General features: G+C 64.1%; 15 protein-coding genes. 13 read left to right on the forward strand and 2 right to left on the reverse strand.

All coding sequences use genetic code 11. The annotated features are described in order from the left end of the window. Window positions 1-90: 90 nt before the first annotated feature. The 3 genes from argC (at window position 91) to erpA (ending at window position 2,102) form a co-directional block, all read left to right on the forward strand. Window positions 91-1,128 carry an N-acetyl-gamma-glutamyl-phosphate reductase gene (gene argC / locus ACI48D_RS09245; protein WP_435570928.1) on the forward strand — a complete coding sequence of 346 codons (1,038 nt, stop codon included), beginning with the start codon at window positions 91-93 and terminating at the stop codon, window positions 1,126-1,128. 128 nt (window positions 1,129-1,256) lie between these two features. Further along, a complete protein-coding gene (locus tag ACI48D_RS09250; protein WP_435570929.1) occupies window positions 1,257-1,664 on the forward strand; it encodes a bactofilin family protein in 408 nt (135 codons plus the stop codon). A 60-nt stretch (window positions 1,665-1,724) separates the two neighbouring features. Beyond that, window positions 1,725-2,102, forward strand: a complete 378-nt coding sequence (erpA, locus tag ACI48D_RS09255) for an iron-sulfur cluster insertion protein ErpA (protein WP_230020263.1) — start codon at window positions 1,725-1,727, stop codon at window positions 2,100-2,102. 50 nt (window positions 2,103-2,152) lie between these two features. Here erpA and ACI48D_RS09260 read toward each other — a convergent pair whose 3' ends face one another. Continuing rightward, window positions 2,153-3,256: an anhydro-N-acetylmuramic acid kinase gene (locus tag ACI48D_RS09260; protein ID WP_435570930.1), complete on the reverse strand. Its 1,104-nt coding sequence runs from the start codon at window positions 3,254-3,256 to the stop codon at window positions 2,153-2,155. A gap of 140 nt (window positions 3,257-3,396) precedes the next feature. Further along, entirely contained in the window at window positions 3,397-4,758 is a 1,362-nt protein-coding gene (locus ACI48D_RS09265) for a M23 family metallopeptidase (protein ID WP_435570931.1), read from the reverse strand. A 167-nt stretch (window positions 4,759-4,925) separates the two neighbouring features. Between ACI48D_RS09265 and tyrS the strand changes: the two genes are divergently transcribed. From tyrS to ruvB, 10 genes are all read left to right on the forward strand, one after another. Beyond that, a complete protein-coding gene (gene tyrS / locus ACI48D_RS09270) occupies window positions 4,926-6,200 on the forward strand; it encodes a tyrosine--tRNA ligase (RefSeq protein WP_435570932.1) in 1,275 nt (424 codons plus the stop codon). 10 nt (window positions 6,201-6,210) lie between these two features. Further along, window positions 6,211-6,669: a D-aminoacyl-tRNA deacylase gene (dtd, locus tag ACI48D_RS09275; RefSeq protein WP_435570933.1), complete on the forward strand. Its 459-nt coding sequence runs from the start codon at window positions 6,211-6,213 to the stop codon at window positions 6,667-6,669. Window positions 6,670-6,733: 64 nt separating this feature from the next. Further along, window positions 6,734-7,402, forward strand: a complete 669-nt coding sequence (locus ACI48D_RS09280; protein ID WP_435570934.1) for a YbhB/YbcL family Raf kinase inhibitor-like protein — start codon at window positions 6,734-6,736, stop codon at window positions 7,400-7,402. A 12-nt stretch (window positions 7,403-7,414) separates the two neighbouring features. Beyond that, a complete protein-coding gene (locus ACI48D_RS09285; protein WP_435570935.1) occupies window positions 7,415-8,077 on the forward strand; it encodes a histidine phosphatase family protein in 663 nt (220 codons plus the stop codon). A gap of 80 nt (window positions 8,078-8,157) precedes the next feature. Then, entirely contained in the window at window positions 8,158-9,183 is a 1,026-nt protein-coding gene (gene dusB / locus ACI48D_RS09290; RefSeq protein ID WP_435570936.1) for a tRNA dihydrouridine synthase DusB, read from the forward strand. An 85-nt stretch (window positions 9,184-9,268) separates the two neighbouring features. Next, window positions 9,269-9,502: a helix-turn-helix domain-containing protein gene (locus tag ACI48D_RS09295; protein ID WP_036235444.1), complete on the forward strand. Its 234-nt coding sequence runs from the start codon at window positions 9,269-9,271 to the stop codon at window positions 9,500-9,502. Between the two features lie 96 nt (window positions 9,503-9,598). Further along, window positions 9,599-11,185, forward strand: coding sequence for a bifunctional phosphoribosylaminoimidazolecarboxamide formyltransferase/IMP cyclohydrolase (gene purH / locus ACI48D_RS09300; protein ID WP_435570937.1), 1,587 nt, complete (start codon window positions 9,599-9,601; stop codon window positions 11,183-11,185). Window positions 11,186-11,328: 143 nt separating this feature from the next. Beyond that, complete coding sequence (gene ruvC / locus ACI48D_RS09305; protein WP_435570938.1) at window positions 11,329-11,865, forward strand: crossover junction endodeoxyribonuclease RuvC; 537 nt, start codon at window positions 11,329-11,331, stop codon at window positions 11,863-11,865. Between the two features lie 29 nt (window positions 11,866-11,894). Next, a complete protein-coding gene (gene ruvA / locus ACI48D_RS09310) occupies window positions 11,895-12,473 on the forward strand; it encodes a Holliday junction branch migration protein RuvA (protein WP_435570939.1) in 579 nt (192 codons plus the stop codon). 19 nt (window positions 12,474-12,492) lie between these two features. Next, window positions 12,493-13,560, forward strand: a complete 1,068-nt coding sequence (gene ruvB, locus ACI48D_RS09315; protein ID WP_435570940.1) for a Holliday junction branch migration DNA helicase RuvB — start codon at window positions 12,493-12,495, stop codon at window positions 13,558-13,560. The last annotated feature ends 6 nt before the right edge of the window (window positions 13,561-13,566 follow it).

The raw sequence follows: 13,566 nt of genomic DNA on the forward strand, positions 1-13,566 counted from the left end.
TTTTTCGCAGGTGGGGCAGGGGTGCGGCGACGCTGCTAAAATTGCAGCCTCGTCCTGCTGGGCCTTATTTCTATTTACGAAGGAAAGAACATGATCAAAGTTGGCATCGTTGGTGGAACCGGATACACGGGCGTGGAGCTGCTGCGCCTGCTGGCGGCTCATCCCGAGGTGCAGCTGACCGCCATCACCTCGCGCAAGGAAGACGGCCTGCCGGTGGCAGACATGTTCCCGTCGCTGCGCGGCCACGTCGACCTGGCCTTCTCGAGCCCGGACAAGGCCGACCTGACCCAGTGCGACGTGGTGTTCTTCGCCACCCCGCACGGCGTCGCCATGGCCCAGGCTCCGGCCCTGCTGGCTGCGGGCGTGAAAGTCATCGACCTGGCCGCCGACTTCCGCCTGAAGGACCGCGCCGCCTTCGAGAAGTGGTACAAGATGGAGCACACCGCCCCCGAGTTGATCGAGGAAGCAGTGTATGGCCTGCCGGAACTGAACCGCGACGATATCAAGAAGGCCCGCCTGATCGCGAATCCGGGCTGCTATCCGACCACCATGCAGCTGGGCTTCTACCCGCTGCTGAAGGCCGGCCTGATCGATGCCGGCAAGCTGATCGCTGACAGCAAGTCGGGCGTGTCCGGCGCCGGCCGCAAGGCCGAGATTGGCACTCTGTTCTCGGAAGCGAGCGACAACTTTAAGGCCTACGGCGTGGCCGGCCACCGCCATACCCCGGAGACCTCGGCGCAGCTGCAGCGCTTTACCGACCAGAAAGTCGGCCTGATCTTCACGCCGCACCTGGTGCCGATGATCCGCGGCATGCACTCGACCCTGTACGCGCGCCTGACCAAGGACATCGACAACGCCGCCCTGCAGGCGCTGTTCGAGGATGCCTACCGCGACGCCGAGTTCGTCGACGTGATGCCGTTCGGCTCGCACCCGGAAACCCGCTCGACGCGCGGTTCGAACATGCTGCGCATTGCGCTGCACCGTCCGGACGGCGGCGACACCGTGGTGATCCTGGTGGTGCAGGACAATTTGGTGAAGGGCGCCGCCGGACAGGCCGTCCAGTGCATGAATCTGATGTTCGGCGTGCCGGAAAACATGGGTCTGAAGCAGATCGCGCTGCTGCCGTAAGCAAGCTACGGTGTCTCCCTCGCAAGGGTTGCTGACAAGATGCAGATCAAGGCAGGCAGTGTTGAGCACGGTAAATTGACCGTTGCACTGTTGCGCTCGGCAACGTGTTACTACGCGAGGGGACTAGTATGTTCGGTCGTAATGCAAAAAGCGAAATCGACAGCCTGATTGGCATTTCCGCAAGGATCGAAGGCGATCTGGTATTCACCGGCGGTCTGCGCATCGATGGCGAGGTCCATGGCAACGTGATCGCCAGCGACGCCGGCGACAGCGTCCTGATCGTCTCCGAGCACGCCCGCATCGAGGGCGAGGTGCGCTGCGCCAACCTGGTTGTCAACGGCTATATTGCCGGGACCGTGTATTCGACGGAACTGCTTGAATTGCAGCCGAAAGGCCGCATACATGGGGATGTCCATTATCGTCTGCTGGAAATGCACGGCGGCGCCCTGGTGACGGGAAAGCTGAGCCACGAAGCCTCCCCGACTCCGGCCGCCGAGCCGGTGTTTCATTTAGGCGTTGCGCCGCAGGGGGCTTGAGCATGACTGGCGCCAAGCGACTATAATGGACGAAATCCGAATCCAATCAGGAGTTTATCCATGACCGCAATCGCCGAATTGCATCGCTCGCAAGAGCAAGACGCAATGCCGTCTCCCATCAACTTCACCGACAGCGCCGCGCAGAAGGTCGCCCAGCTGATCGAGGAAGAAGGCAATCCCGACTTGAAGCTGCGCGTGTTCGTGCAGGGTGGCGGTTGCTCGGGCTTCCAGTACGGCTTCACCTTCGACGAGATCATGAACGACGACGATACCGCGATGGAAAAGAACGGCGTCACCCTGCTGATCGACTCGATGAGCTACCAGTACCTGGTCGGCGCCGAGATCGACTACAAGGACGATCTCGAAGGCGCCCAGTTCGTCATCAAGAACCCGAACGCCACCTCGACCTGCGGCTGCGGTTCGTCGTTCTCGGCGTAATCGTTCCTGCGCAAGTGAAAGGCCGCCCAGGCATTGCCGGGCGGCTTTTTTTATGCCGGATACAAGGCGCCCAGCACCCGCAGCCCCGCCGCACCCGTCACCGCCGGCAAATTCCCCGGCTGGCGCCGCATGAAGCGATAGCCCAGCCAGGCGAAGGCCAGGGCCTCGACCCGGTTCGGCGCCACGCCCAACTCCTCGGTCGACTTCACCGGAATTCCGCCGCCGAGCGCCTCCTCGATGTCCCTCAGCAGCACGCCGTTATAGGCGCCGCCGCCGCACACGTACACGGCCTGGGCCGGCTGTTCCTTTGTTTCCGCCTGGATCGCGCGCGCGATCGACACCGCCGTCAGCCGCGTCAGGGTGGCCTGCACGTCGGCCGGTGACAGGCCGGAGCGCTGCGCCAGCTTTGCATCCAGCCATTCCGCATGGAACAGGTCGCGGCCCGTGCTCTTGGGCGGCGGTTGGCGGAAGTAGGGCTCCTCCAGCAGGAGGTCCAGCAGTGCGCCGTCGACCTTGCCGGTAGCGGCGAAGCTGCCGTCCTCGTCGTAGGGTTTGCCGGTGTGGCGCCCGATCCACAAGTCCATCAATACGTTGCCGGGGCCGGTGTCGTAACCGCTCACCCGGCCGTCGCCGTGCAGCACGCTGATATTGCCGATGCCGCCGATGTTCACCACCACCCGCACCGTCTTCGGCTTGCCGAACCGGGCCGCATGAAAAGCCGGCACCAGCGGCGCGCCCTGGCCGCCGGCGGCGATGTCGCGCGTGCGGAAATCGGCGATCACGTCGACTCCCGTCAGTTCCGCCAGCAGGGCGGGATTGTTGGTCTGGCGCGTAAAACCCAGTTCCGGGCGGTGGCGGATGGTCTGGCCATGCACGGCCACCGCGCGCACCGGGCCGGGCGCCTGGGCCAGCAATTGTTGCACGCAATCGGCGTAGCAGTGCGCCAGGGTGTTCGCGGCCAGGGCTTCGCGCTCCAGTTCGTTGTCGCTTGCGGCCTGCAACGCCATCAGTTCGGCGCGCAGCGCGGCGGGGAAGGGCGTGAATGCGGCGTGCAGGGTGCGGATGCCGCGGCCGGCGAAATCGGCCAGCACGCCGTCCACGCCGTCCAGGCTGGTGCCGGACATCAGGCCGATGTAGAGGGAAGAAGCGGGCATTATTTACCTGATCGGATGGGGGGGAGCAGAGCCCACCCGTGAAAATCGGGATCTGACCCCATGAATAAGATTGCCAAAAGAAAAGCGCCTTGCACTGTCCAGTGCAAGGCGCCTTATTCTATCTGCAATTCGGAAGCAGTTTAGCGGGCGGCCATTGCGTTGCCAGCCGGGCTCAGCAGGGAGAAGCGGTGCGACATGTCCGCCGCTGCCATGCGGAAGCGCGACATTTCGCCGGACGTCAGCGGCTGCGCTTGCAGGTTCTTCAGCTTCATCGGGTCCGTGGCTTCGCCGCCGATGCGGAATTCGTAGTGCAGGTGCGGGCCGGTTGCCCAGCCGGTCGCGCCGACGTAGCCGATCACGTCGCCCTGGTGGACCTTCTCGCCGCGGCGCAGGCCGCTGGCGAAGCGGCTCATGTGGCCGTACGCGGTGCTGTAGTTGGACCAGTGCTTGAGCACGACCATGTTGCCGTAGCCGTTCGACACGCCTGCGAAGTCGACGGTGCCGTCGCCGGCGGCGCGGATCGGGGTGCCCATCGGGGCTGCCATGTCGACGCCCTTGTGCTGCTTCCAGACGTTGAACACCGGGTGCACGCGCATCGAGAAGCCCGAGGAGATGCGGCTGAAGGCGACCGGCGACTTCAGGAAGGCTTTCTTCAACGACTGGCCGTCCAGGGCGTAGTAGCCGCCCTGGTGGGTTTGCGGGTCTTCGTACCAGACCGACTGGTAGGCTACGCCGCGGTTGATGAATTCGCCGGCCAGCACGCGGCCGGTGCGGACCATCTCGCCATCCTGCCAGAAGGTTTCGTAGACGACATTAAAACGGTCGCCACGCTTCAGGTCGGAACGGAAGTCGATATTGGTCGAGAACATCTCGATGATCTGGTTGACCACCGAATCCGGGATCTGGCCGCCGTCGACGTTGGCGTCGGTTGCGGCGTACAGCGAGGTGTTGATGTCGCGCGAGCGCATTTCGACGCGGCGCTCGAGCTCGGCCGGGGCCTTGCTGACGACGAACTTGTCGCCCTTGCGCGTGACGGTGACGGTATTGAACGTGTCCTTATCGACGGCGATGGTCGCGCGCAGCGTCAGCATCAGGCCGTTCTCGTCGGTCTCGGCCTGGATGCGCTTGCCGGTCTTGAGATTGAGGATGCTGCGTGCCAGCTTGTCGTTGCGGACGAAAGCGGCGGCCTGCTGGTCGTCGATGCCGAGGCGGGTGAAGACGGAACCCAGGGAATCGCCGGGACGGATGCGCTCTTCGTGGATGAATTCCTGCTGGTCCTGTTGCAGTGCGGCGATCTGGTCAGCCAGATTCGGCAGTTGCAGGTCTTGTGCGATGGACTTGACAGGAATGTCGGCGGCATCCGGCGCGATCGGGGCGACTGCGGTCGCGCCGAAGGCACACAATGCCAGGGCAGCGGCGCCACCCGCAATGATGCGGGTTTTGCGGCTGGTCTCTGCGAGACCAAACCAGCGCTTGCCGGTGATTTTCTGTATTGGGTTCATGCAATCAGTTAAAATTTGCCGCTTCAGCGTCCCAAGACCAAGGATTTTTCTTAGTTTTATTACTTGTTGTCTGTGGAATTTTTCAAGCGGCAAGATTGACGGGATCGCGAATTATATCAAAATACGGGGTCCTACAACTGTTTTAGCCATACTCCTACAAGAATTTTATGACTTTCTCTGAGCTTTCTGGTAATGCCAAAACTGCAACTTCCGCCGGGGCCGCGGCACTTCCCTTGAGCGATGCCGTCCAGGAAGCCCTTGCAATCACCAAGCGCGGCGTCGACGAACTGCTGATCGAGAGCGAGTTCGCGCAGAAGCTCGCGCGTTCCGAGCAGAGCGGCCAGCCGCTGCGCATCAAGCTCGGCCTCGATCCGACCGCGCCCGACCTGCACCTGGGCCACACCGTGGTGCTGAACAAGCTGCGCCAGCTGCAGGACCTGGGCCACCAGGTGATCTTCCTGATCGGCGATTTTACGTCGATGATCGGCGACCCGTCGGGCCGCAACGTGACCCGTCCGCCGCTGACCCGCGAGCAGATCGAAACCAATGCGCAGACCTATTTCAAGCAGGCCTCGCTGGTGCTCGACCCGGCGCGTACCGAGATCCGCTACAACTCCGAGTGGTGCGACCCGCTGGGGGCGCGCGGCATGATCCAGCTGGCCTCGCGCTACACGGTGGCGCGGATGATGGAACGCGACGACTTCACCAAGCGCTACAAGAGTGGGACTCCGATCTCCGTGCACGAGTTCCTTTACCCGCTCATGCAAGGCTATGATTCAGTCGCTTTGAAAGCGGACCTTGAGCTAGGTGGAACGGACCAGAAATTCAACCTGTTGGTCGGCCGTGAGTTGCAGAAAGACTACGGCCAGGAGCCGCAGTGCATCCTGACCATGCCGCTGCTCGAGGGCCTGGACGGCGTCGAGAAGATGTCGAAGTCCAAGAACAACTACATCGGCATCACCGAGCCGGCCAATACCATGTTCGGCAAGCTGATGAGCATCTCCGACGTCATGATGTGGAAGTACTACGAGCTGCTGTCGTTTCGCTCGATCCAGGACCTGGCGGCCCTGAAGGCCGAGGTCGAGGGCGGCCGCAACCCGCGCGACGCCAAGGTCGCGCTGGCCCAGGAGATCGTGGCGCGCTTCCACTCGCAGCAGGCGGCCGAGGATGCGCTGGCCGACTTCGTCAACCGCTCCAAGGGCGGGATCCCGGACGACGTGCCGGAAGTCAGCATCGGCGGTGCCCCGCTGGGCCTGCCGCAGCTGCTGCGCCAGGCCGGCCTATGCGCTTCCAGCTCGGAGGCAATGCGCATGATCGACCAAGGCGGCGTGCGCATCGACGGCACGGTCGTGGCCGACAAGGCGCTGCAAGTCGAGGCCGGCACCTTCGTGTTGCAGGTTGGTAAGCGCAAGTTCGCGCGCGTGACCCTCGCCGCGGCATGATCGGCCTGCGATGATCGGTCTACTACAGCGGGTCACCCAGGCCAGCGTCGCGGTCGACGGCGACACCGTCGGCGCGATCCGGCACGGGTTGATGGTGCTGGTCTGCGCCGAGAAGGGCGACACCGAGCGCGAGGCCGACGCCTTGCTGGCGAAGCTGCTCGGCTACCGCGTCTTTTCCGACGAGGCCGGCAAGATGAACCGCAGCGTCACCGACGTCGAAGGCGGCCTGCTGCTGGTGCCGCAGTTCACGCTGGCGGCCGATACCCGCTCCGGCACCCGGCCTTCGTTCTCGCCGGCGGCCGCGCCGGAAGACGGGCGCCGGCTGTTCGAACGTTTCGTGCGCCAGGCGCGCGCGCGTCACGGTAAGGTCGAGACCGGCCGGTTCGGCGCCGACATGCAGGTGTCGCTGACGAATGACGGTCCAGTGACTTTCTGGCTTCGTATTGATCCACCCAAGGTTTCTGGTTGAAACTGCGACGCCTCGCGCAGGTCAATGTGACTAGGAGCGAATGGCGGGAATGGAGGGCAGGACGATGAACATCTGGAGCGATTCCTTTACCGAGGGCGGTCCGATTCCGCCACGCTGCGCGTTCGCCGAGATCGATCCCGGCAGCCACATCAAGCTGTCGAGCAACCGCAGCCCCCACATCGCCTGGGACGAGGTGCCGGCCGGCGCCGAATCCCTGGTGCTGCTGTGCCACGACCTCGACGTACCGACCGACGGCACGGACGTCAACAAGGAAGGCAGGACGGTGCCGGATGCCTTGCCGCGCACCGATTTCTATCACTGGGCGCTGGTCGACATCCCGGTTGTCCTGTCCTCCTTCGCCGAGGGTCTGTTCTCGGACATGGTGACCCCGGCCGGCAAGAGCGGTCCGCTGGTGCCGTTCACGATCAAGAACGGCACCGAGCACCAGCTGCGCCACGGCCTCAACGACTACACCGGCTGGTTCGCGAACGATCCCGACATGGCCGGCGAATACTTCGGCTACGACGGTCCCTGTCCGCCCTGGAACGACGAGCGCGTGCATACTTACGTGTTCACGCTGTATGCGCTCGACATCCCACGCCTGCCCTTGACGGGGCGCTTCACCGGCAGGGAGGCGCGCCTGGCCATCACGGGGCACATCCTGGACGAAGCCCGGATCTTCGGCGTGTATTCGCTGAACCCGGACATCGCCGCCACCCTCATCGACAAATAACGCGATAACACATTGACTAACGCAGCACACCCACCCACGAACATCCTCCTGATCCGCCACGGCGAAACCGCATGGAACGCGGAGCGCCGCCTGCAGGGCCATCTCGACATTCCGCTGAACGAGGAAGGCGAACGCCAGGCCCGCCTGCTCGCCGAGGCGCTGGCGCTCGAACCGATCGACCTGCTGGTGTCCAGCGACCTGGGGCGTGCCCGCCAGACGGCCCAGGCGGTGGCCACGCTGCGCGGCATGCCGCTGCAGATCGAACCCGGCCTGCGCGAGCGCTGCTACGGCGGCTTCGAAGGCTTGTTGTACAGCGAGATCGAACAGCGCTTCCCGGCCGAGTTCGCGGCCTGGCAGGCGCGCGACATCGATGGAGTTTTGCCAAGTGGCAAAAATTGTGGCGAAAGCTTCCGCCAGTTCTACGCCCGCGCCACCGAGACGATCCTGGCCCTGGCCCAGGCGCACCCCGGCCGCACCCTGGCCCTGGTGGCCCACGGCGGCGTGCTGGAGTGCGCCTACCGGATGGCCGGCAACCTGTCGCTGGAAACGCCGCGCGACTTCAAGGTCTACAACGCCAGCATCAACCGTTTCCGCGTCGACGACGGCAAGCTGGTGCTGGAGAGTTGGGGCGAAGTTTCCCACCTGCGCCCGGCCGTGCTCGATGAGTTGACGTGAAAGAATAAAAGTGTGCTGATAAATTGAGCAGCGGTTCAGGTAAAATAGCGAGTTCCCGAATTTTTCCTGGTTTTTCTCCCGTGCAAATTGGCCCCTACGCGCTGCGCAATAATGTCTTCGTCGCCCCGATGGCCGGGGTGACCGACCGTCCGTTCCGCCAGCTGTGCAAGAAGCTCGGTGCCGGTTATGCGGTGTCGGAGATGGCGGCCTCGAATCCGCGCCTGTGGGCCAGCGAAAAGAGTTCGCGCCGCACCGACCATGCGGGCGAGATGGAGCCGAAGGCGGTGCAGATCGCCGGCGCGGTGCCGGAAGAGCTGGCGGAGTGCGCGAAATTCAACGTCGATCGCGGTGCCCAGATCATCGACATCAACATGGGCTGCCCGGTCAAGAAGGTCTGCAACAACTGGTGCGGCTCGGCCTTGCTGCAGCACGAAGACCTGGTCCAGCGCATCCTGGAAGCGGTAGTTCGCGCGGTGGACGTGCCGGTCACGCTCAAGTTCCGCACCGGCTGGGACCGCCAGAACAAGAACGCTCTGACGATCGCGCGCATGGCCGAGCAGGCCGGCATCGCCATGCTGACCCTGCACGGCCGCACCCGCGCCGACGGCTACAAGGGCGATGCCGAATACGACACCATCGCCGCGGTGAAGGCGGCGGTCTTGATTCCGGTGGTGGCCAACGGCGACATCACGACGCCGGAAAAGGCGAAATTCGTGCTCGACCATACGGGCGCCGACGCCGTCATGATCGGCCGCGCGGCCCAGGGCCGTCCCTGGATCTGCCGCGAGATCGACCACTACCTGCGCACCGGCGAGTACCTGCCGGCGCCGCTGGTCGACGAAGTGCGCGAACTGATGAACGAACACCTGCCGGCCCATTACGCCTTCTACGGCGAATACCTGGGCGTGCGGACTGCCCGTAAACACATTGGCTGGTATGTGCAGGACCTGCCCGGCGGCGAGGAATTCCGCCAGCGCATGAATTTGCTGGAATCGACCGCCGAACAACTGGCGGCCGTGGACGATTTCTTCAAATCACAACATGGATATGGCGAGCGGTTACAATACCGGCCCGCGCATTCTGATCCGGTCGCGATCGCGGCATGAATGATCAATAAGAAGTAACAAAAAAATAAGAATAATCGGAGACAGGGCTGCCACAAGCGGACCATCAACCAAGGCGAAGTAGCACATGAGCAAAGAAAGTATCCAGGAAGTCGTTCAGAAAAGTCTCGAAGATTATTTCAACGACCTGGGCGAGCAAAAACCGACGAATATCTACGACATGATGCTCCTGACCGTCGAAAAACCGATCCTGCAAGTGGTGATGACGCGTGCCGAAGGCAACCAGTCGCATGCCGCGCAAATGCTGGGCATCAATCGCAACACCTTGCGCAAGAAATTGCAGGAACACGGGCTGCTGTAAACGCCGGCGGGAAGGCCGGCGTGCGAGCGTGCGCCGGCCTTGCCCGGCGTGATTGACACTGCATGTCCGCACCGATTTTTATCAACAGGCCTTCCCATGATCAAACAAGCCCTCATCTCCGTTTCCGATAAAACCGGCGTGCTCGATTTTGCGCGCGCGCTGTCCGCGCTCGGCGTGAACATCCTGTCGACCGGCGGTACCGCCAAGCTGCTGCAGGACAATGGCGTGCCCGTCACCGAAGTCGCCGACTACACCGGCTTCCCGGAAATGCTCGATGGCCGCGTCAAGACCCTGCACCCGAAAGTGCACGGCGGCATCCTTGCGCGGCGTGATTTTCCTGAGCATATCGCCAAGCTGGAAGAGCATGGCATCCCGCAGATCGACATGGTGGTGGTGAACCTCTACCCGTTCCAGGCGACCGTCGCCAAGGAGCAGTGCTCGCTGGAAGACGCGATCGAGAACATCGACATCGGCGGCCCGACCATGCTGCGCTCGGCGGCCAAGAACCACCGCGACGTGGTGGTGATCGTCGACCCGGCCGACTACGGTCCGGTGCTGGCGGAAATGAAGGGGACGGGGGAGGCTGCCGGCAGCGTCCGCTACGACACCAAGTTCCGCCTGGCGAAGAAAGTATTCGCCCACACCGCGCAGTACGACAGCGCGATCACGAATTACCTGACCAGCCTCGGCGAAGACAAGCAGCACGCGACCCGTGCCGCCTACCCGCAGACCCTGAACCTGCACTTCGAAAAGGTCCAGGACATGCGCTACGGCGAAAACCCGCACCAGAGCGCCGCGTTCTACCGCGACCTGGCCCCGGCCGCCGGCAGCCTGGCCAACTACCGCCAGCTGCAGGGCAAGGAACTGTCGTACAACAACATCGCCGACGCCGACGCCGCCTGGGAATGCGTCAAGACCATGGGCGGCTTCGAGCAGCCGGCCGGCTGCGTGATCATCAAGCATGCGAATCCCTGCGGCGTGGCGATCGGGCTCGATGCCCTGGACGCCTACCAGCGCGCGCTGAAGACCGACCCGACCTCGGCCTTCGGCGGCATCATCGCCTTCAACGTGCCGGTCGACGGCCGCGCCGCGGAAGCGATCGCCAAGCTGTTCGTCGAAGTCGTGATCGCTCCGGTGTTCACGGCGGAAGCGCGCCAGATCATGGCGGCCAAGCAGAACGTGCGCCTGCTGGAGATCGCGCTGGGCGAGGGCCACAACCCCTTCGACGTCAAGCGCGTGGGCGGCGGCCTGCTGGTGCAATCGCCGGACGCGAAGAACGTCGGCCTCGACGACCTGCGCGTGGTCAGCAAGAAGCAGCCGACCCCGCAGCAGCTGCAAGACCTGATGTTCGCCTGGCGCGTGGCCAAGTTCGTCAAGTCGAACGCGATCGTGTTCTGCGCCAACGGCATGACCCTGGGCGTAGGTGCCGGCCAGATGAGCCGCATCGACTCGGCCCGCATCGCCTCGATCAAGGCGCAGAACGCCGGCCTGAGCCTTAGCGGTTCGGCGGTGGCCTCGGATGCGTTCTTCCCGTTCCGCGATGGCCTGGACGTGGTGGTCGACGCCGGCGCGACCTGCGTGATCCACCCGGGTGGCTCGATGCGCGACCAGGAAGTGATCGACGCGGCCGACGAGCGCGGCGTGGTGATGCTCTATACTGGTACGCGTCACTTCCGCCACTGATCTGACCTTACGCGTGGGCACGTGATTGATGCAAATGGCATCAATCACGTGCCCACGCGGCATACGTGGCATGATTGCCATGAACCTGTGTTTTTGCACAGTATTTTTCCCACGAAATACGCCAGCCGGTATAACATTCGATAATGATTATTCTCGGCATCGACCCGGGCCTGCGCACGACGGGGTTCGGCGTCATTGAAAAACACGGTCACCGGCTGCGCTATATCGCGTCCGGCACCATCAAGACCGGCCTTGAGGGCGCCTTGCCGCCGCGTCTGAAGATCATCCTGTCCGGCGTCAGCGAAGTCGTCGCGACCTACAAGCCGGCTTGCGCGGCCATCGAAAAAGTCTTCGTCAACGTGAATCCGCAATCCACGCTCCTGCTCGGCGCGGCGCGCGGTGCCGCCATCACGGCGCTGGTCGGCGCCGACCTCGACGTGGCGGAATATACGCCGGCCGAGGTCAAGCAGGCCGTGGTCGGTACCGGCCGCGCCGTCAAGGCCCAGGTCCAGGAGATGGTGGCGCGCCTGCTGAAACTCCCCGGCCTGCCCGGCTCGGACGCCGCCGACGCCCTCGGCATCGCGATCTGCCACGCTCACGGCATGGATGCGCTGGCGCTGATCGGTGCGCTGTCGCCGGAAAAGCAGGCCCTGCACATGCGGCGCGGCCGCCTGGTTTAACCACACACATTGAAAGTAAAGGGCTAGCGATGATCGGTCGTCTCTCCGGGATATTGTTGGAAAAGAATCCCCCGCAAGTGCTCGTGGATTGCCAGGGCGTCGGCTATGAGGTCGACGTACCGATGGGCACCTTCTACAACCTGCCACACACGGGCGAGAAAGTGGTGCTCTTTACGCACTATGTGGTGCGGGAAGATGCGCACCTGCTGTTCGGCTTCGGTTCCGCCAACGAGCGCGCCGTGTTCCGCCAGCTGATCAAGATCACCGGCGTCGGCGCCCGCACCGCGCTATCCATCCTGTCCGGCATGTCGGTGGCCGACCTGGCCCAGGCCGTGACCCTGCAGGAAGCCGGGCGCCTGGTCAAGGTTCCCGGCATCGGCAAGAAGACCGCCGAGCGGCTGCTGCTGGAACTGAAGGGCAAGCTGGGCGCGGATATCGGCGCGGTCGGCGGCGCCGTGCAGGACGACGCCCAGGCAGACGTGCTCAATGCACTGCTGGCCTTGGGGTATTCTGACAAGGAAGCGCTGGCCGCCATCAAGAACATGCCGGCCGGTACCAGCGTGTCCGAGGGTATCAAGCTGGCCCTGAAATCGCTGTCCAAGGCATGACCTAGGTTAAAAACGAGCAATGAGCATCCAGACCGACAACTTCACCGAGCAGCGCATCATCGACGCCGCGCCGGCCTCGCCGAACGAGGAGGCGATCGAGCGCGCGTTGCGGCCCAAGCACCTCGACGAATACGTCGGCCAGTCGAAGATCCGCGACCAGCTCGAGATCTTCATCTCGGCGGCCCGCAAGCGCCGCGAGGCGCTCGACCACACCCTGCTGTTCGGCCCGCCGGGCCTGGGCAAGACCACGCTGGCCCACATCATCGCGCGCGAGATGGGCGTCAACCTGCGCCAGACCTCCGGCCCGGTGCTGGAACGTCCGGGCGACCTGGCGGCACTCCTCACGAACCTCGAAGCGAACGATGTGCTGTTCATCGACGAGATCCACCGCCTGTCGCCGGTGGTCGAGGAGATCCTGTACCCGGCACTGGAAGACTATCAGATCGACATCATGATCGGCGAAGGCCCGGCCGCGCGTTCCGTGAAGCTCGACCTGCAGCCGTTCACGCTGGTCGGCGCCACCACCCGCGCCGGCATGCTGACCAATCCGCTGCGCGACCGCTTCGGCATCGTCGCGCGCCTGGAGTTCTACAACGTCGAGGAACTGACCAAGATCGTGACCCGCAGCGCCGCGCTGCTGGAGGCGCCGATCAACGAAGAGGGCGCGCGCGAGGTCGCCAAGCGCGCGCGCGGCACCCCGCGTATCGCCAACCGCCTGCTGCGCCGCGTGCGCGACTATGCGGAAGTGAAGGGCAACGGCGAGATCACCATGGACATGGCCGACCGCGCGCTGAAGATGCTCGACGTCGACACCGTCGGCTTCGACGTGATGGACCGGAAACTCCTCGAAGCGGTGCTGTTCAAGTTCGCCGGCGGCCCGGTCGGCATCGGCAACTTGGCGGCGGCGATCGGCGAGGCCGCCGACACCATCGAGGACGTGCTGGAACCCTACCTGATTCAGCAGGGCTATCTGCAGCGCACCCCGCGCGGCCGCATCGCCACCCCGCTGGCCTATAAACACTTCGGCGTCGCCGCACCCCGCATCAGCCCCACCGGCGACCTGTGGGACCAGCTTCCGCCGGGCTGAGCGGAG

It is taken from the genome of Massilia sp. LXY-6, from assembly GCF_051233485.1.
Classification (GTDB): Bacteria; Pseudomonadota; Gammaproteobacteria; order Burkholderiales; family Burkholderiaceae_D; genus Telluria.